This window comes from Mucilaginibacter gracilis, from assembly GCF_003633615.1.
Taxonomy (GTDB): Bacteria; Bacteroidota; Bacteroidia; order Sphingobacteriales; family Sphingobacteriaceae; genus Mucilaginibacter; species Mucilaginibacter gracilis.
Genome location: NZ_RBKU01000001.1, coordinates 1,538,792 through 1,557,376, shown reverse-complemented (window position 1 = coordinate 1,557,376; position 18,585 = coordinate 1,538,792). Strand labels below are relative to the sequence as shown.

The following is an 18,585-nucleotide window of genomic DNA, read 5'->3' as shown; positions in this document are numbered from 1 at the left end:
GTAAAAATAGCGTAGTTAGCTTTATAACAGTAAAAAAACTTGCTTGCAAACAAAAAGCCACCATGAAAACACGGTGGCTTTAAAAATTTATTATGGATATTTTAACCTATATCACCTGCCATATTATCTTTTGACGGATCGAGCAGCGTATCCGGAATGGCATTGTTATCAACCGTTGCTGCAACAACTGTTTCGCCGTTTACAAACTTATCATAAGTGGTGCGTCCCTCAAACGGGCGCTTGCCTAATAAATCTTCCAGGTCGCTTTGAAACAGCACTTCTTTTTCTAACAATTTAGCGGCAACTTTTTCTAAGCCTTCGCGATGTTCGTTTATCAGTGTTTTTGTTTTTGCGTAAACAAGTTCTACCAGGGCACGCACTTCCGAGTCAATTAATTCGGCAGTGGTATCCGAGTATGGTTTGTTAAACTGGTTTTCGCCATGCGGATCGTAGAACGATAGATTACCTACCTTTTCGTTCATACCATAAATTTTAACCATGCCGTATGCAAGGCGGGTAATACGTTCCAAATCACTTAGGGCTCCGGTTGTTATTTTACCAAAAACAATATCTTCGGCAACACGGCCACCCATTGATAATATCATATCATCCATCAACTCCTCTTTGGCAACCAAAAACCGCTCGTTAGGTAAATACTGTGCATAACCTAAAGCGGCAACACCACGCGGAACAATTGATACCTTAACTAAAGGGTCGGTGTGCTCTAAAAACCAGCCTGCAATTGCGTGGCCAGCTTCGTGATAAGCAACAACACGTTTTTCTTCGGGCGAAATTAAAGTGTTTTTCTTTTCTAAACCACCAATTACCCTGTCAATAGCATCCTGAAAATCTTGCATATCAACGGCCTCTTTGTCTTTACGGGCGGCTATTAAAGCGGCTTCGTTACAAACGTTAGCTATTTCGGCACCGGCAAAACCAGGTGTTTGTGCCGATAGCTTTTTGGCATCAACATCTGGCGCGGTTTTAACCGGCGCTAAGTGAACTTTAAATATTTGTTCGCGTCCGTTCAAATCGGGTTTATCAATAGATATTTGCCTGTCAAAACGTCCGGGACGTAACAGTGCCGAGTCTAACACGTCAGGGCGGTTGGTAGCTGCCAGAATGATAATTCCCGAATCGGTACCAAAACCATCCATCTCAACCAATAACTGGTTAAGGGTGTTTTCGCGCTCATCGTTACCGCCAACCATATTGTTTTTACCACGGGCGCGGCCAATGGCATCAATTTCATCGATAAATATAATACATGGGGCTTTGTCTTTCGCCTGGCGGAACAAATCGCGAACGCGCGATGCACCTACGCCAACAAACATTTCAACAAAATCGGAACCGGATAGCGAGAAGAAAGGTACATGAGCCTCGCCGGCAACAGCCTTGGCCAGTAATGTTTTACCAGTACCCGGCGAACCTACCAGCAGCGCTCCTTTTGGTATTTTACCACCCAGGTTGGTGTATTTTTTAGGATTCTTGAGGAAATCAACAATTTCCATTACCTCATATTTAGCTTCTTCAAGACCTGCAACATCGTTAAACGTTACCGATACCTGCGCTTCTTTATCAAACAGGGTAGCTTTTGATTTACCGATGTTAAATATCTGCCCGCCCGGGCCACCGCCCGAACCGCCCGACATGCGGCGCATGATAAATATCCACATACCGGCAAAGAGTACCAGCATAATTACAGTTTGCACTAACCAGCTCGACCAGATGCTATCGTTAGAATCAAAAGTAAGCGAGACCTTTTGGTTGGCTGCAAAATCCTTCTGTGCATTGTTTAACGATTGCTTTAAACTATCAAACGACGCATCCGAAAAAATATATTGCGGCGTAGCTGTTGGGGTAAGGGCAAAATTGGCCTTATCCTGCAAATCATTGTATTCGGGTTTTTTAAGGCTGTCTTTCTTAATATAAACTTCGGCAATAACTAAATCACTGCTTTTGTAGGCCACAACACGTTCAACATCGTGCTGGTCTAACATGCGGGTTTCAAAACGTTGCCACGTTATTTGTTTTCCGGTACCGCCTTTTAATAAAAGCGAACCTGCCAGCAGTGCAAATACCACCACCGCATAAAGCCACATAATGTTAAACTTTGGGGCTTTTGAATTTATTTTTTTATTTGGATTCCTCCGGATTGGAGGTTTTTCGGATTTACTTTCTTTCATGTTCGTTATAAGCTCAACTTGCGTTTAATTGTAATTGCAATAAATTTTTGTTATGTTGATTAAGCGCTTTTATAATATTTTATTTCTGCATCTCCCCACAGGTCTTCTACACCGTAATACTCTCTTTTGTCGGTTCTAAAAATGTGAATCACAACATCAAAATAGTCCAGCAAAATCCACTCGCCATGTTCTAACCCCTCTTTGTGTCGCGGTTCTTGCTTGGTAGCCTTGTAAATCTCATCTTCAACGCTGTTGGCAATTGCTTTAACCTGTGTGGCCGAATCGGCATGACATATTACAAAATAGTCGGTTACTGAACTATGGATGTTTCTAAGATCTAACCGGATAATGTCATTCCCCTTTTTTTCTTGTATGCCAAATACGGCTAATTCAGAAATGTAGGATGATTCTTTGATTGCTTTGTTTTTTGCCATTAAAAAGATTTAGTTTTGGACCTATTGATTAATATTTGTTTTGACATTGCAAAATAACACATTTTCAGGATTATTTGTTGGACAAAATTTGGTTTCGCTAACCGAGGTTGATTCAACTAACAATTTCCTTAAACAATCATTGGCAAATTCCACGCCATTAATAGAAGGCACAGTCATTATGGCAGAGAGCCAGTATGCCGGGCGGGGCCAGCGGCAAAACCAATGGCATAGCCAACCCGGAAAAAACCTCACATTCAGTATTTTGTTAAAGCCAACTTTTTTGCCACTTAACAGGCAATTTAATTTAAACGTTGCTATAAGTGTGGGTATTATAAAAGCCATTGAAAAAGTTCTGGGCCCAAATGCTAAAATTAAATGGCCAAACGATATTTATTTTGGCAGCAACAAATTAGGTGGCGTTTTAATTGAAAACATGGTGCAAGGCAGTCAAATAAAAAACGCTATTGTTGGCATAGGCATTAATGTTAACCAAACCATTTTTGAGGATGGCGCGGCCAATGCCATATCTGTAAAACAGATATTACATAAAGATTATGAATTAAAAGCATTATTAGCAGAAATTTGTAACGAGGTTGAGGTTGCATATTTAATGTTACGGTCGGAAAATTTTGAGCCTTTGCAAGCGTTTTATTTGCAAAAGCTATACTGGCTAAACGAGTTAAGGCCCTTTGCGGCCAATGGTATAACCTTTAATGGCATAATTAAAGATGTAAACCCAAACGGCCTGCTATGTATAGAAACTAATAACGAATTAATACAATACAATTTTAAAGAGATTGAATTTTTGAACAAACCAACACCAAAATAAAATGAAGAAACTACTTTTAATATTAGCCGTATTACTTGCAAACCAGTTGCATGCCCAAATACTAACACCGGTTAAATGGAGCTATGCGGCAAAAAAAACCAGTGCTACCGAAGCCGTTGTTTTAATTAGGGCTACTATAGATGAAGGCTGGCACATTTACTCGCAAACGGTAAAAGATGGTGGGCCGGTTAAAACTTCATTCACGTTCCCGGCAGCTAAAGGCTACACCGTTGTTGGCAAAACTATTGAACCCAAACCTATTACCAGGTTTGAAAAAGCCTTTGAAATGAATGTTAGCTATTTTGAAACCTCGGTTACCTTTCAACAAAAAGTTAAACTTAAAAAAGCAGGCCCTGCCACTATTAAAGGTAAACTGGAATATATGACTTGTAACGACCAGAAATGTTTGCCTCCCGAAGATCTGGATTTTAGTGTTGACGTTAAATAATTTAAAACAATTAATATATATATATTCCGCCTTATTGTAATGAAAAGTAAATTACCGGTTACCACCCTGTTTTTAATAGTTTTATTGTTTTTTAGTGCCCCTTTACCTGCCGCTGCACAAAGCAAAGCGGCCGATACCGTATCAACCGCGGATGTGCAGTTTACTAGTATACCAACCGCGGCCGATAGTATGGCCGCAAAAAAAGAAGCGGCAAAAAAAAATATTGCAGCAGCCTCAAAAAAACAAACAATTAGCACCGCTGCTACAAAAACAGATGCCCCACGCTCGTTATGGGCTATTTTTTTGGCGGGCTTTATAGGCGGCTTTGCTGCTTTAATTATGCCTTGTATTTTCCCGATGATACCGCTTACGGTGAGCTTTTTTTTAAAGCGGGGCGGAACGCGTAATAAAGGTATTACGCAAGCCATTATATATGGCCTTTCTATTATTTTAATTTACGTGTTTCTGGGGTTGGTAATTGCCGCGTTTTTTGGCTCTGCTTCGCTAAATGCCTTAGCTACAAACGGTATATTTAATTTCTTTTTCTTTATACTATTATTGGTATTCGGCGCTTCGTTTTTAGGTGCTTTCGAAATATCGTTACCGTCGTCGCTAGCCAACAAATTAGACGAAAATTCGGATAAGGGTGGTTTGAGCGGACTGTTTTTTATGGCTGCTACACTGGCAGTAGTATCTTTTAGCTGTACCGGACCCATAATTGGAACAGTACTGGTTGATGCAGCCATTAAAGGCGAACGGATAGGGCCCGCCATAGCTATGTTTGGTTTTTCGCTGGCTTTAGCTATTCCGTTTACTTTATTCGCCATATTTCCATCGTTATTAAAATCAATGCCAAAATCTGGCGGTTGGTTAAACAGTGTAAAAGTTGTGTTAGGGTTTTTGGAACTTGCGTTTTCGGTAAAGTTTTTATCGAATGTTGATTTGGCTTACCACTGGAATTGGTTTGACAGAGAAATATTTTTATCCCTATGGATTGTGATAGGCTTTTTAGGCGGCATGTACCTTATTGGTAAATTAAAATTTGCCCACGATAGCGATCTGCCTTTTATTTCGGTATCGCGTATATTTCTATCCATCATCACCTTTGCCTTTGTTTTATATATGATACCGGGTATGTGGGGCGCGCCGTTAAAATTTATTAGCGCATACTTACCGCCGCCGGCTACTCAGGATTTTAACTTGTATAATTTACAACTCAGCAGCGGCTCGGCCACAAAAGTTGCCGATGTAAGCAGCGTTGGAGCAAAAAAATATGAAGATATATTTAAACGCGGCAAGGTTGCCGGTTTAGAAGGATGGTATGATTACGACCAGGCCCTAAAAGTATCTAAACTGGTTAAAAAACCCGTTTTGTTAGATTTTACAGGCTGGAATTGTGTAAATTGCCGTAAAATGGAAAACAATGTTTGGAGCAACCCCGATGTGTTGAAGCGTTTGCAGAATGATTTTGTAATGGTTGAACTTTATGTTGACGATAAAACAGAGCTTGATAAAAATGAGCAATTTATTTCTTCATATAGTGGTAAAAAAATTACAACTTTGGGCGCAAAATGGAGTGACCTGCAAGCCTCGAGGTTTAATTCTAACTCACAACCTGACTATGTGATATTAGATAGCAACGGAAACCTGTTTGCAGACAAAGATGGCAATACAATAGTTAAGCCACAGGGTGCAAATTATGATCCGGCTGAGTACGCTAAATTTTTAGATAGCGGAATAACCGAATACAAAAAAAACAATGGCTCAAATTAAAAATATAGGTGTTTTTACATCGGGTGGCGATGCTCCCGGCATGAATGCTGCCATAAGGGCAGTTGTACGTACTGCTTTGTACTATGATTTGCAGGTAACGGGCATTCGCCGGGGCTACGAGGGAATGATTAAAGGCGAAATGATACCGATGGATAGAAAGTCGGTATCAAATATCATTCAGCGTGGTGGTACCATCCTAAAAACTGCCCGTAGTGATGAGTTTCGCACGCCCGAAGGCCGTCAAAAAGCATATAACCAATTAAAAGCAAACGGTGTTGATGCCCTTGTGGGTATTGGCGGCGACGGTACTTTTACCGGCGCGCGTATTTTTAGCCAGGAGTTTGATATACCCATTGTTGGTTTGCCCGGCACCATTGATAACGATTTACAGGGAACCGATTTTACTATTGGTTACGATACGGCCATCAATACTGTTATTGATGCCGTTGATAAAATAAGAGATACGGCAGAATCGCACGACAGGTTATTTATTGTTGAAGTTATGGGCCGCGATTCGGGTTTAATTGCCCTGCGTACCGGTATAGCTTCGGGCGCAGAAGCTATACTGATACCCGAAACAAAAACAAACGAAAGTGCTTTGTTTGAAAGGTTAGAACGCGGTAGGAAAGATAAATCGTCGAAAATTGTGATTGTGGCCGAAGCCGAAGAAGCCGGTGGAGCTTTTGAGATAGCCCGGCAGGTTAAAGAAAAATATCCTAATTATGATACCCGGGTATCAATACTTGGCCATATACAACGTGGCGGCAGGCCAAGTTGTATGGATAGGGTACTTGCAAGCCGTGTAGGTGTTGCCGCTGTTGAAGCTTTACTAAACGGCCAACGTGGCGAACTAATAGGCGTAGTAAATAACGAAATAGCCTATACCCCGTTTGAACATGCTATTAAACACTATGTGGAGATAAACCCCAATTTGTTAAAAATTGTAGAAATTTTATCGCTGTAAGTATTAACGGGCGGCGGCTTCTTTATCTCTTTCTTCTTCAAAAAGCACACGTTCGGTTACATCGGTAGCAATAATTATACGGCACGATGTGTGGTTATATTTAATCTCGTGGCCGGTAATTTCGGCATAAATAATGTCGCCGCTTTTATTTTGGTGCCGCCATATTCCTGCCGCATTATTACCCCTTAGTTTATTTTTGGTAATGCCTTTTCTAAAAATGTATTCGTTAAATGCGGCCAAATCTAATTTAGGGCGCACATCCCTTATGGTCATGTTCAAAAACTCGGCATGGCTATAACCGTAATGGCCTATAGCGGCCTGGTTAACTTTAATAATACGTAATGATGGTATTTCGTATATCCACATCGGGCTTTTGTTTTTTTCAAACAAAACGCTAAAATCGCCCAGGGCTTTCTCTAAATGATATTTTACTGCCTTTTGGTCGCTTACATCTTTAATTACCGAAAGTACAACCTCATGGTTGCTGCCCTCTTCAATAAAACAGGTGCGTTTTTCAAAAAGCCACTTAGTTTCGCCGTCAATATTAATGCGGTAATAAAGTTCAACCCAATTATTGGGTGTTAAGCTTTCAATAACCTTTAAAACATGTTCTTTATCTTCGGCTAGTATCCTTTTTTGCAAAAAATTAACATCGGCAGATACCTCATCGGTGCTTAGGCCCAAAACCTGCTGTGCATTGGGCCCAATAAAAACATACTGCTGCAAGGCCGGGTTATAGGCCCACGCAAAATCGTTTAGTGCATACAGTAGTTTATTAAGCATTAGGACGCTTTTCTGAAAATGCTAATTTACGCATTTACAAAAATATTAGTCTATAAAACAAGGTTTTAAATAAAAGTTTTTTATTATAACTTTTTTGTTAACTTTGCAGCCCCGCAGATAGTACTCCGGGGCATATGTTGAATACATAAAAAATTAAAAATGGCAACTAAAATCAGACTGCAAAGACACGGTAAAAAAGGAAAACCTTTTTATTACATCGTGGTGGCGGATTCCCGTGCTCCAAGAGACGGTCGTTTCATCGAGCGTTTAGGATCTTATAATCCTAACACAAACCCGGCAACTATTGACATTAATTTCGACAAAACTCTTGATTGGGTTAACACAGGTGCACAACCAACTGATACCTGCCGTGCAATATTGTCGTACAAAGGCGTTTTATACAAAAAACATTTACAAGGTGGTGTAGCTAAAGGCGCATTAACCGAAGAACAAGCAAACGAAAAATTTGCTGCCTGGGTAGATCAAAAAGACGGAAAAATTACCGGTAAAAAAGACACCTTATCTACAGCTAAAGAAGAAGCTAAAAAAGCTGCTTTAATTGCTGAAGCTAAAAAGAAAGAAGACAAAGCTGCTGCTATTGCCGCTAAAAATGCACCTCCCGTTGAAGAAGTTGCAGAAGAAGCCCCTGCTGCCGACGAAGCAACAGAAGAAGGCGCAGAATAAATTATTTTTAAATTACACAGGTATAGCGAAGGCGTTGGTTAACAACTCTTCGCTATACTTTTTTAAAGGCATACCGAAATATGAAGATAGAAGATTGCTTCCGCATTGGCACCGTTACCAAAACCCGCGGTTTAAAGGGCGAGTTGCAGGCTTTTATTGATTTTGGAGAACCCGAAAAATTAACGTTTGATGCGTTGTTTATCCAATCGGGTGGGAAACTGATACCCTACTTTGTGGAGTCGTTTAAGATGCCGCAAAAAAATATAGCCTTTATTTACCTGGAAGATGTTGACCATATTGACAAAGCTACCCCGCTTGCCAAAAAAGACATTTACCTGCCAAACAAACTAAAACCCGTTAAAGACGAAAACGATTTTACCCTGCGCGACCTGATGGGCTTTACCGCCATAGATGAGGATGAAGGCACATTGGGAACCATTATTGAGATTCAGGAACTTCCACAGCAATTGATAGCCACCGTGGTTTATAAAAACCGTGAAATTTTGTTCCCGCTAAGTGAAGGCATTATTACCGGTATTGACGAGGTTAAGGGTATTGTGTATGTTGATTTGCCCGAAGGTTTACTGGATATTTATTTGGAGTAGAAATAATTTGTCAAATATACTTGACAAAAGTAAAATTTGTTTTACATTTGGTCAACTAATTTTGACAATCATGAAATCTCGCTTTTTATTTCCAGGTTATTGCAGGTATATCGGTTACTTATTGGGTATACCTGGTTTTGTTTTAGGCTATTTTGTTTTATATCAAAACTACGAAATCCCCGGCTTTGTGCTTCGGTTGCGCGCAACAGATACTTTGTTTCTAAAGGCCCTAGAAAACTTCACCAATGAACTCGCTTTAACTCTTGTAATTGTTGGTTTACTCCTCGTTGCTTTTTCGAAGGTAAAACAAGAGGATGAGCTAACCGGAAAAATAAGACTCAATGCATTGTACTGGGCTATACTGGTCAATTATGGTTTCTATTTATTGTTCACCATATTGATGTTTGTTCCGAGTTCTAATCAACATTCAGGTTTTGGATTTTTTGATAACTATTTGGATTTTACCATATACAACCTATTTGTGCCGTTGTTAATTTTTATATTACGGTTCTATTATTTGCTCTATCAAAACAAAAACGAGTATAACATTAAAGCCGTCCGCTACCTTACCAATAAACCATATCGCTTTATTGGCAAGTGGTTATCTATAATTATTATATGTTTCCTAATCGTTAACCGTGTATTTCCATTAAAAGTTAATTTTCTGGAATCTACTTTTATCGTACTTCCGATAAGCTTGTTGATTTGGGCATACTCAAAAGAAAAAACCGAAGACGAATACATTAACGCCACAAGGCTCGAGGCCATGCAAGTTGCAGTTTATGTAAACTATGTTATACTGCTGGTATCAAACATACTTTTTTATAGTTCCGATTTCTTAGAGATACAACTGCTAAACCTGATAACTATTCCGCTCATTTTTATTGTATGGTTTCAATACAAATTGCATAGTACAAATAACGAATCCCATTTAAAAAAAACAACTACCTTAGCCTTATAAGTTATGAAACAACCGTTTTTATTCCCCTATTGGTTTATCTTTTATAACAAACGAGCATTGAAGGAGTATGTTAAGTTATGAAAAATTCACTCCGCGTTGACCGTGCCATAATAAACATAACCCAAGCTGAACTTGCCGAGTTAATTGGTGTTTCGCGCCAAACCATTAACACTATAGAAAGCAATAAATATGTGCCGTCAACGGTATTAGCCCTAAAAATTGCCCGCGTATTTAAAAAACCGGTAGAAGAAATATTTATGCTGGATGATAATGATTAAACGGTTTTAACAATTCCTTTGTCAATAAAATCAGGTTTTCAGCAATGCTCATCATCCCTAACTGGATTACCAACTGTATTAGTGTAGAGGATGTGCATGCCGTTTTTAACCGCGCCGTTGCTGCGGGTCCCAAATTAAAACGCTGGTTACTGGTTTTGAATATGGCTGCCGCGAGGGCGACCTAATAGACGTTACCGCCATAGATGAGGCCGCCCCGTAGTTTATAAAAACCGTGAAATTTTGTTCCCGCTAAGCGAAGGCATTATTACCGGGATTGACGAGGTTAAGGGTATTGTGTATGTTGATTTGCCCGAAGGGTTGCTCGATATTTATTTGGAGTAATGGTTTGGTACCATATAAATAGTATCTGAAGACATATCTCGCGAAGCTAAAATATATCCATATTTATAAAAAGCAAGCTTAAGCACTGGACATCCGAAAAGCCCGCCAGAAGCAGCATGTATCTCAAAGCTACCATTTGAATCAGTGTACTCCCCCTGTTGGTCTCCAACTTTATGGACATTCACACTATCTATTGGTTTTCCAGTCTTCTTGTTAATAACAACTCCTTTTTTTTGCTGAATGCAATCACCACATGAGGAGAACGCAATTGAAATAAATAAAACATAAAGTATAGTTTTAAGCATTATTAAATATAAAGGTTTCACTTGCAATTTATAGCTTGTTTACGATGCCTTATATTTTTGCTTTTTGGCTGCCGCGAGGGCAACCTGATAGCCCCCCTTTGGCCATGTTTGAACGAAAGTTATAATCCCAAAAGCTGTCAGCATCTTTGGTTCTTGAGTCTTGGCTCTTGATTCTAAAGCCCTATCTTTGCAGCATGCGTTTTGATATCATTACCGTTTTGCCGGGTTTGTTGGAGAGCCCCTTTGCACATTCTATTTTGCAGCGTGCCCAAAAAAAGGGCATTGCCCAAATACATGTGCATAACCTGCGCGATTACAGCTCCCAAAAACAAAAAAGTGTTGACGATTACCCCTACGGCGGCGGCAGCGGCATGGTAATGACCATTGAACCCTTTGCCAAATGTATTGACGCCCTGAAAGCAGAACGCGATTACGACGAGGTGATATTTATGAGCCCGGACGGGGAAACGCTTAACCAAAAAATTGCTAACCAGTTATCAATCAAACAAAACATTATTATACTTTGCGGACACTATAAAGGTATTGACCAGCGCATCCGCGATATTTTTGTTACCCGCGAAATATCTGTTGGCGATTATGTTCTTTCGGGAGGCGAGTTGCCTGCGGCTATTGTTGTTGATGCCGTTGTAAGGTTAATACCCGGAGTACTGAGCGATGAAACATCGGCCCTGAGCGATTCTTTCCAGGATGACATGCTGGATGCACCGGTATACACGCGCCCTGCCGACTGGAACGGCCACAAGGTGCCCGATATTTTATTAAGCGGCAACACACCCGCCGTTGAGCAATGGCGCTTTGAGCAAGCCTTAGAACGCACCAAACAACGCCGGCCCGATTTACTGAAGTGATGGATAAGTTGCAGGTTATAAAAACCTTAACAGGGTTACATCATTTACTCTACCCAATAAACCGCCCCTGGTTTGTTATTGGCACAACAAGTTTAATGCTTACCGGTTACCCTGTTGAGCCCAACGATATTGATATACTAACCGATAAACAAACCGCCGAAGCCATAGATGCCATACTTAACTCATTTAAAGTGCCGGTTGAGTTAAAAGACGAAGGCAAATTCCGCTCCGCTTTTAGCCGTTATTTGATGAGTGGCGTAAGTGTAGAGCTGATGGGCAATTTACAGGTAGCAACCGCCGGGGGCTAGGTTAATGTATTACCGTTAATTACGGAGGTTGTGCCTATTACGCTGGAGGGCCTGGTATTTAACATTCCATCAAAAGCCAACCAGGTAAAAATTTACAACTTATTTGGCAGGGCGAAAGATAATGCTGCGTTAACCTTGCTTGAGCAACAATAGGGTTCCATAAATTTGTTAGTTAAATTGCAAATGTGGAAAATTTTAAAATACTCTTTTTTAAACAAAAAATTATCCCTATACTTGCAATCCGATTTTTACGGGTTAAAAATCGACTTTAAAGGCTAAAAATCATGGATTTAGTAAAATTTGTTGAAGAACAATCAATAGAAAAAAAGGTATATCCTACATTCAAATCAGGCGATACCATTAGTGTACACTATAAAATCAGAGAAGGTAACAAGGAACGTATCCAGGTTTACCAAGGTGTTGTTATACAACGTAACAGCAATGGCAGTACCGAAACATTTACCGTACGTAAAGTATCAAACGGTATTGGTGTTGAGCGTATTTTCCCTATCAACTCGCCAAACATTGATAAAATTGAATTGAACAGCCAAGGTAAAGTACGTCGTGCCAAATTATATTACCTGCGCGAACTTACAGGTAAGGCTGCACGTATCAAATCAAAAAGAGTTTAATTATTCTACAATAATAAAGGCCTTCCTGTTTACAGGGAGGTTTTTTTGTTTGTACCTATTGCGGATAAAAAATGCCGGTGTGGTTTTACAATAACTTATGAATTTTAACTTCCTGGATAAAATAATTTGGAGCAATACCATTAAAGGCTACCTGCTTTTTGCGGGTATACTTTTGTTGTGCGTTTTGTTTAAAAAGTTGTTTTCGCGGCTGTTAAGCCGTGTTTTGCTGCTGCTGTTTGGCCGGTTTGGTAAAGAACTTAATGCCACCATTTTTATAGACCTGCTGGTTAAGCCTATTGAGTTTTTTGTGAGCCTCTGGCTTGTTTACCTGGCAGTAAATCAGCTCGATTTTCCGTTAAACGAGGTCATCTACAAACGCAAAGCATTAATTGATAATGTTGAGGTACACAGCAACATTACCTTGATACAGGTTGTTGATAAACTTTTTTTACTGCTGATAATTATATCGCTGTTTTGGATAGCCTTGCGTATTATTGATTTTATAGCTTATGTGTTTGCCCACCGGGCATCGTTAACAGAGCATAAGGAAAGCGACCAGATTGTGCCTTTTGTGAAAGAACTGGTTAAAATAACTACAGGTACCATTGCTTTTTTTGTTGTACTGGGTTATGTTTTCGAGATCAATGTATTAACGCTGATAACCGGGCTTGGTATAGGTGGTATTGCCATTGCGCTGGCAGCTAAAGAAAGTTTAGAAAACTTATTAGGCTCGTTTACAATATTTGTTGATAAACCCTTTGTACTGGGCGATTTTGTTAAAGTTAACGGCGTTGAAGGCACTATTGAAAAGGTAGGCTTTAGAAGCACCCGCATACGTACAGCCGAAAAAAGCGTGGTAACCATGCCTAATAAAAAAATGATTGATACCGCGCTCGAAAACATGAGCGTGCGCAATTACCGCCGCGTTAAGTTTGATGTGGGCTTAACCTACAATACCCCTATTGCCGATATTAAGAACATTGCCGATAAAATTACAAGCTATATTAATGCTCATTCAAAAACCAGCGATGACGGTATTGTAACCTTCGAAAATTTTGGCTCATCATCATTGGATTTGCAGGTTTTGTATTATATTGAAATGATGGATTACAACTGGTACCTTAAAATAAAAGAGGAGATCAATTTTAAAATAATAGAGATAGTGCAACAAAGCGCGGGCGATTTTGCCTTCCCTACCCAAACGGTTATCCATCAAAACCAAACGCCTTTGGCATAATAACCAAAAACATGAAATACTTAATGATGATATTGGGTTTATTATTTATAAATTCGGTTGTAAAGGCACAAACAGAACAAACCATTACAGATCTGGAAGTAGAAAATAAAAAATGCCTGGATAAGGGTCAAGCTATGCTGGGTTGCGAACAAAAATTTTACGGCCAGTTAGATAGTGTTTTAAACGTAGCCTATAAAAATTTGCGCGCTGGCCTAAACCCTACCGAAAAACTGGCTTTAAAAGCAGACCAGTTAAAATGGCTCGCATTAAGAGATAAGGCTTTTGCCGATAGAAAAGGGGCTTTTGCAAGTTCGGCGCAAGATGACAGGATGATTGCCTATGCCGAAATGAATAGTATTGTAAAGGCCCGGGTTAGGTTATTGATAAAAAGGATCAGCATAAATGTGGCAAAGGCATTACCAAATAGGGCACAATGTGTTGAGAAAGAAAGTAAACCTAATGAAAACGGTGATGTTACCATTACCCGCACCTGCACTTATCAAAATTACAGGTCGGTTTCTATAGGCGAGCCTGATTATAAGGGCCGCACTTTTTGGTCGTCTAAAGTATATCTTAAACAAAACGGTGTTTTTGTAAAGGTAACCAACGCTGCCTTTTTTAATCAGAATGGTGATAAGTTGCTGGCTATGTTGAATAAGACCTTCAATGAAGATTTTATGAAAGCCCGGGCCGAAGAAACCGACCCGGATTCGAAAGCCTGTTATGGCGATAAAACCAAGCTTGATTGGTTTAAACCCTAACTCCGCTAATTTAGGTAGTCTATGTCAATAGATTTAAAGAGGTCTTTTGTCTTTTTTGTTATTTCGGATCTTACCCAGGTGTTTCGGATTTTAGTTTGGTAGATGCTTTTTGATATTTCTACTATGTCCTTTGGTGCATATTTTGAAAGTTTGTTTGCTGTTTTTAGTCGTGTATACAACCTGTAGTATGCGATCATGGCTATAAAATTTGCCATTAACCATCCTTCCAGCACATATCGGTTCTGCATGTAGGTTTTGTCTGCAAGCAGGAAGTGCTTGTAGGCGTCAAACATGACTTCTATTTCATTGCGCTGTTTGTAGGTTTCATATAACATTTGTGCGGACACCGCTTCAGGCAGGTGATTCGTGAGTGTAAGTGTTCCAAAACGGTCAACCCGTTCAAAGAAATCAACTTCTTTATACTTATCAGGATGTGTTTGAGTACGGGTAAGGAAATCAGCTTCTTCTTCTACTCTAAGGCGCTCGTCAAGGTAAGTAGTTAGCATCAGTCCTTCTTTTTCATATTCATAATACCAGACCACCCTCTTCTGATAGGTGAAATAATTCTTTATACCTTTTTTAAAATTGGCTTGCTGTAGCGGTTCATAATCTATGAGATTATTATTTCTGTATAGTGGGATAATGAAATGAATGGAGGCAGTTTTGAGGTCAGCGACGTTTTTCTTGCTGTAAAATCCCTTGTCGGCAATGAAAACCACATCTTTGATATTTAGTTCGTCTACACATATCTTCATCGATGTAACGTCAGTAATATTCCCATTGATAAGTCTATAATACACCGGTTGTTGCATTTGTGCAGAAAAAATGTACATCAGGCGTATTTGTGGATCATAGCTATGCTGTGGATTATAACCCATTGCGTTGACTGAAAGATGTTCTGAAAGGGATGGTATGTGCGTAGAATCAATCATTACAAATTTATCCTGCATAGCTTCCCTTACCCCTAATCTGCCTTTCATCCAGCCCAGCAATAGTTCTCTGTTTTCTCCTACATATTTCAATGCAGCTGTAATTGCTTTGTCATCAAGACCTTTTGTGACCCAGTTCAGAGAACAGTAGTCATGTGCATGTTGAAACGGCATACGCTTTATTGGGTGCTGATAAGCAAAACGCATCATTGCTACTGTCAATAATGTTTGACTAACAGGCTCTGGGAAGAGTGTAAGTAAACTGGGAAGATCCTCAGCAAGCAAAGACGTAAAGAGATTATACAATCCGTATGTTTTGATATCTACTACCGGCAGGCTGTTGCCTTTATCTTTTATTAGTTTTTTATCCGACGGGACAAAGCCCTCCTTCTCGGTGATTTTACCAAGAAGTTCCAGGGTTATTTTATCCGTCCGCTTTTTTTCAGAATTATAACGATACTCAACAGCGTACTTGTAAAATGTACCCTTGATAAGCCTGATCTCTGTTTTTGGCTCTTTAAATTTTTGAATCCAGGAAGGTAACGACATAGACAACCTAATTAGGTAGCCCAAAATAAACAAAAAAAGGAACAATCAAGCGTTGTTCCACTATATTTTTCAAAATAGACGGGGTAATTATGCGGAGTTAGGGGTTAAATGGGAAGATATTAACATCGAATTAAAAGATGATTCTCTGGTTTTCAATATATATTACGGTCTTGGCAGTGCTTGTTTACCGCAAGATATGGGCGGCACGTCCTTAAGCATGGCAAGCTTAAAACCATACTTAAGGCCATAAAAAAAGCGCCGCAATAAAACATTACGACGCTTTAACTATAATCATTTTTTTTATCCTTTTCCGCCTAATCCTAAAAAACCTTTTCTCTTTTTCTTGGCTGTGGTATCAACTATACCACGCGCTTTATTGATAGAATCTTTTTTAGCTTGTTCGGCTTTTTGTTTCTTTTTAAAGAAGCCTTTGAGTAAGAAATTGCTTTGAGCGGCTTTTAAATCCTCATTTAAAGTGCCTGTGGTACGTTTAACAGATGTCATGGTGTTTTTAGCCTCATTTACAGTATGTTCCATATCTTTAGCCATTTTATCGTTGTTTAACAAACGGCCTATGCTGCCCTTACCACTATTAATTTTGCCAACAATTTCAGACATATCGCCGGACAGAATGCCCAGGTTATCAACAATTTTAGTTGCTTTGGCAACCAACTTATCGGTATCAAAGGGCGGTATGGTGCGCAATTCTTGTTCGGCATTGGCCGCTTCGGTAGTAGTTGCGCCGCCAGGTGCAATGGTTACCAGCTTATCGCCAATAAAACCATCGGTACCTATTGATAAACGCGCGTCTTTTTTAACAAATTTTTGAAAATTGGTGTTTATCGTTAAATCAACCCTTACAGATGTATCGGTAAGTATTTCAATACTTTCAACAACGCCTACGTTAATACCTGCCAGGCGCACATTATTGCCAACCTGCAGGCCGCCTACGTTTTTAAATATACCGTGTACGCGATAAGTGGAGCTAAACAAGTTTTTTTGGCTGCCTATTAAAAATACGGCGGCAAATAATATCAATATACCAATAGCTGTAAATATGCCTATTTTGAGCTTTTGTCCGGTGGTGGTTTTCATGTTGTTTATTTAAAAAATGATCTTACAAATTCTGATTCCGATTTTGCCAACTCTTCATACGTGCCCTCGGCAACATATGCTCCATCCTGTAACACCAGAATCCTATCGGCGGTTATCTGTGCACACTCCATATCATGGGTAATAATGATGGACGATGTTTTATATTTTTTCTGCATTTCCAGTATCAGTTCACTTATTTCTCTGGATGTAATAGGGTCAAGGCCTGTGGTAGGCTCGTCATAAAGCATAATTTCGGGCTTTACAATTAAGGTACGGGCCAAACCAATACGTTTACGCATACCTCCCGAAAGGTCGGATGGCATTTTATCTATCGCATCGGCCAAACCTACCGATTGCAGTACATCGTTAACACCCTTATCCAGTTCAGCCTGGTCGTGCTGCTTTAATACCCTAATCAGTGGAAATTCCAGGTTGTCGCGCACACTCATCGAATCGTATAGCGCGCCACTTTGAAACAAGAAACCTACTTTAACACGCAATTCCTTTAGTTCCTTGTCGTCCATATCCGACACTTCCTGGCCAAAAACCTTGCATTCACCTTCGTCCTGGGTTAATAAACCCACAATACATTTTATGGTTACCGATTTGCCTGAACCCGACCGGCCCAAAACAACAAGGTTTTCGCCCCGTTTTAAGCTGAGATTAATGTTGGTTAACACATCTTTAGAACCAAAACTCTTTTTAAGGTTTTTAATTTCAACCACAATTTCGTTAGCATTGGCTTTCGGGGCTTCCTTCTCCGATGTTTCTTCGGGCTGTATATCTATTTTTGCTTCCTTTTCCATTGCTTAATAAAAAAATAATTGGGTAATCTGCACAGCTACAACATCTAAAAAGAATATCCATAACGAAGCACTTACCACAGCCGAATTTGCCGCTATACCCACACTCTCGGTACCACGGTTTGAGTTAAAACCTTTATAGCAACCTATAAAACCTACAGCAAAACCAAAAAATACAGTTTTAACCACAGCAGGCAACAAATCGCTAAAATTAACCGAGCTAACGCATTTGTTAAAATAAAGCTGCCAACTGGCGTGGTCGGCAAAATGCACGGCTAAAAAGCCTCCAAAAAGGCCTAAAACATCTCCCATAAGGGTTAATATGGGTATCATAATGGTGGTGGCCAGTATACGCGTAACCACAAGGTATTGCATAGGGTTTGCACCCGATACTTCCATGGCATCAATTTGCTCGGTAACCTTCATACTGCCCAGCTCGGCGCCTATGCCCGATGATATTTTACCTGCACAAATAATGGCTGTAATTACCGGCCCTATCTCGCGCACTATAGATACGCAAACCATATAAGGCAGCATACTGGCTGCCCCAAACTTCACCAACGTAGGGCGCGATTGCAGGGTGAGTACTACCCCCATAATAAAGGATGTAATGCCTACAAGGGTGATTGAACGGTATCCTATCTCGTAACACTGGCGAACAAACTCAGACCATTCAAAACCTCCTGTAAAAAGATTACGAAAAAAACCTTTGAAAAAAGTAGCCTGTTCGCCCACCTCCTCCAGCCATTTTTTCCAACCTGTTAATTCCTGCTCTGCCATGTTTTATTAATTATTATTGTTACAACAAAT

23 protein-coding genes are annotated in these 18,585 nt (G+C 39.9%); 15 read left to right on the top strand and 8 right to left on the bottom strand.

The annotated features are described in order from the left end of the window. Positions 1-101 precede the first annotated feature (101 nt). Both ftsH and rsfS read right to left on the bottom strand, forming a co-directional pair. Positions 102-2,186: an ATP-dependent zinc metalloprotease FtsH gene (gene ftsH / locus BDD43_RS06610; RefSeq protein WP_121196930.1), complete on the bottom strand. Its 2,085-nt coding sequence runs from the start codon at positions 2,184-2,186 to the stop codon at positions 102-104. 59 nt (positions 2,187-2,245) lie between these two features. Then, a complete protein-coding gene (gene rsfS / locus BDD43_RS06605; protein ID WP_121196929.1) occupies positions 2,246-2,620 on the bottom strand; it encodes a ribosome silencing factor in 375 nt (124 codons plus the stop codon). Positions 2,621-2,666: 46 nt separating this feature from the next. Between rsfS and BDD43_RS06600 the strand changes: the two genes are divergently transcribed. From BDD43_RS06600 to pfkA, 4 genes are read left to right on the top strand one after another with little or no spacing between them, the layout of a single operon-like run. Further along, the gene (locus BDD43_RS06600; protein WP_246001484.1) at positions 2,667-3,449 is read left to right on the top strand and encodes a biotin--[acetyl-CoA-carboxylase] ligase; all 783 of its coding nucleotides are present in this window, start codon (positions 2,667-2,669) and stop codon (positions 3,447-3,449) included. A gap of 1 nt (position 3,450) precedes the next feature. After that, a complete protein-coding gene (locus BDD43_RS06595) occupies positions 3,451-3,897 on the top strand; it encodes a protein-disulfide reductase DsbD N-terminal domain-containing protein (protein WP_121196927.1) in 447 nt (148 codons plus the stop codon). A 39-nt stretch (positions 3,898-3,936) separates the two neighbouring features. Next, positions 3,937-5,670 (top strand): protein-disulfide reductase DsbD family protein, encoded by a 1,734-nt coding sequence (locus BDD43_RS06590; protein ID WP_121196926.1) that lies wholly within the window; start codon positions 3,937-3,939, stop codon positions 5,668-5,670. Next, positions 5,657-6,634, top strand: coding sequence for a 6-phosphofructokinase (pfkA, locus tag BDD43_RS06585; RefSeq protein WP_121196925.1), 978 nt, complete (start codon positions 5,657-5,659; stop codon positions 6,632-6,634). The genes BDD43_RS06590 and pfkA overlap by 14 nt, the downstream gene beginning before the upstream one ends. Before the next feature lie 3 nt (positions 6,635-6,637). Here the strand turns inward: pfkA and BDD43_RS06580 are convergent, their stop codons facing one another. Next, positions 6,638-7,417 carry a PAS domain-containing protein gene (locus BDD43_RS06580; RefSeq protein ID WP_121196924.1) on the bottom strand — a complete coding sequence of 260 codons (780 nt, stop codon included), beginning with the start codon at positions 7,415-7,417 and terminating at the stop codon, positions 6,638-6,640. A 159-nt stretch (positions 7,418-7,576) separates the two neighbouring features. On the opposite strand from BDD43_RS06580, the gene BDD43_RS06575 reads away from it, so the two are divergent. The 5 genes from BDD43_RS06575 to BDD43_RS29925 all read left to right on the top strand — a co-directional run bounded on the left by BDD43_RS06575 (position 7,577) and on the right by BDD43_RS29925 (position 10,130). Next, positions 7,577-8,101, top strand: a complete 525-nt coding sequence (locus BDD43_RS06575; protein ID WP_121196923.1) for a 30S ribosomal protein S16 — start codon at positions 7,577-7,579, stop codon at positions 8,099-8,101. Positions 8,102-8,181: 80 nt separating this feature from the next. Continuing rightward, positions 8,182-8,706, top strand: a complete 525-nt coding sequence (gene rimM / locus BDD43_RS06570; RefSeq protein ID WP_121196922.1) for a ribosome maturation factor RimM — start codon at positions 8,182-8,184, stop codon at positions 8,704-8,706. A 70-nt stretch (positions 8,707-8,776) separates the two neighbouring features. Continuing rightward, entirely contained in the window at positions 8,777-9,667 is an 891-nt protein-coding gene (locus BDD43_RS06565) for a hypothetical protein (protein ID WP_121196921.1), read from the top strand. A 77-nt stretch (positions 9,668-9,744) separates the two neighbouring features. Continuing rightward, positions 9,745-9,945 carry a helix-turn-helix transcriptional regulator gene (locus tag BDD43_RS06560; RefSeq protein ID WP_121196920.1) on the top strand — a complete coding sequence of 67 codons (201 nt, stop codon included), beginning with the start codon at positions 9,745-9,747 and terminating at the stop codon, positions 9,943-9,945. Positions 9,946-9,989: 44 nt separating this feature from the next. Next, positions 9,990-10,130, top strand: a complete 141-nt coding sequence (locus BDD43_RS29925) for a hypothetical protein (protein WP_162846993.1) — start codon at positions 9,990-9,992, stop codon at positions 10,128-10,130. Between the two features lie 144 nt (positions 10,131-10,274). Here BDD43_RS29925 and BDD43_RS06555 read toward each other — a convergent pair whose 3' ends face one another. After that, positions 10,275-10,592 carry a carboxypeptidase-like regulatory domain-containing protein gene (locus BDD43_RS06555; protein WP_121196919.1) on the bottom strand — a complete coding sequence of 106 codons (318 nt, stop codon included), beginning with the start codon at positions 10,590-10,592 and terminating at the stop codon, positions 10,275-10,277. 194 nt (positions 10,593-10,786) lie between these two features. Here BDD43_RS06555 and trmD point away from each other — a divergent pair, with 194 nt between their 5' ends. The 6 genes from trmD (at position 10,787) to BDD43_RS06530 (ending at position 14,399) form a co-directional block, all read left to right on the top strand. Continuing rightward, positions 10,787-11,461, top strand: a complete 675-nt coding sequence (gene trmD / locus BDD43_RS06550; RefSeq protein WP_121196918.1) for a tRNA (guanosine(37)-N1)-methyltransferase TrmD — start codon at positions 10,787-10,789, stop codon at positions 11,459-11,461. After that, on the top strand, positions 11,461-11,769 hold the full coding sequence (locus BDD43_RS06545; protein ID WP_121196917.1) for a nucleotidyltransferase domain-containing protein: 309 nt from the start codon (positions 11,461-11,463) through the stop codon (positions 11,767-11,769). Before trmD ends, BDD43_RS06545 begins: the two co-directional genes overlap by 1 nt. Before the next feature lie 30 nt (positions 11,770-11,799). Next, positions 11,800-11,922 (top strand): hypothetical protein, encoded by a 123-nt coding sequence (locus BDD43_RS30775; protein ID WP_262707403.1) that lies wholly within the window; start codon positions 11,800-11,802, stop codon positions 11,920-11,922. Positions 11,923-12,053: 131 nt separating this feature from the next. After that, positions 12,054-12,401, top strand: a complete 348-nt coding sequence (rplS, locus tag BDD43_RS06540; RefSeq protein WP_121196916.1) for a 50S ribosomal protein L19 — start codon at positions 12,054-12,056, stop codon at positions 12,399-12,401. A gap of 97 nt (positions 12,402-12,498) precedes the next feature. Continuing rightward, entirely contained in the window at positions 12,499-13,638 is a 1,140-nt protein-coding gene (locus BDD43_RS06535) for a mechanosensitive ion channel family protein (RefSeq protein WP_121196915.1), read from the top strand. An 11-nt stretch (positions 13,639-13,649) separates the two neighbouring features. After that, a complete protein-coding gene (locus BDD43_RS06530) occupies positions 13,650-14,399 on the top strand; it encodes a lysozyme inhibitor LprI family protein (RefSeq protein WP_121196914.1) in 750 nt (249 codons plus the stop codon). Between the two features lie 5 nt (positions 14,400-14,404). Here the strand turns inward: BDD43_RS06530 and BDD43_RS06525 are convergent, their stop codons facing one another. The 4 genes from BDD43_RS06525 to BDD43_RS06510 all read right to left on the bottom strand — a co-directional run bounded on the left by BDD43_RS06525 (position 14,405) and on the right by BDD43_RS06510 (position 18,555). Next, entirely contained in the window at positions 14,405-15,877 is a 1,473-nt protein-coding gene (locus tag BDD43_RS06525; protein WP_121195838.1) for a transposase, read from the bottom strand. A gap of 300 nt (positions 15,878-16,177) precedes the next feature. Then, positions 16,178-16,972 (bottom strand): MlaD family protein, encoded by a 795-nt coding sequence (locus BDD43_RS06520; protein WP_121196913.1) that lies wholly within the window; start codon positions 16,970-16,972, stop codon positions 16,178-16,180. A gap of 5 nt (positions 16,973-16,977) precedes the next feature. After that, positions 16,978-17,778, bottom strand: a complete 801-nt coding sequence (locus tag BDD43_RS06515) for an ABC transporter ATP-binding protein (RefSeq protein WP_121196912.1) — start codon at positions 17,776-17,778, stop codon at positions 16,978-16,980. 3 nt (positions 17,779-17,781) lie between these two features. Beyond that, entirely contained in the window at positions 17,782-18,555 is a 774-nt protein-coding gene (locus tag BDD43_RS06510) for an MlaE family ABC transporter permease (RefSeq protein WP_211339662.1), read from the bottom strand. Positions 18,556-18,585 lie beyond the last annotated feature (30 nt).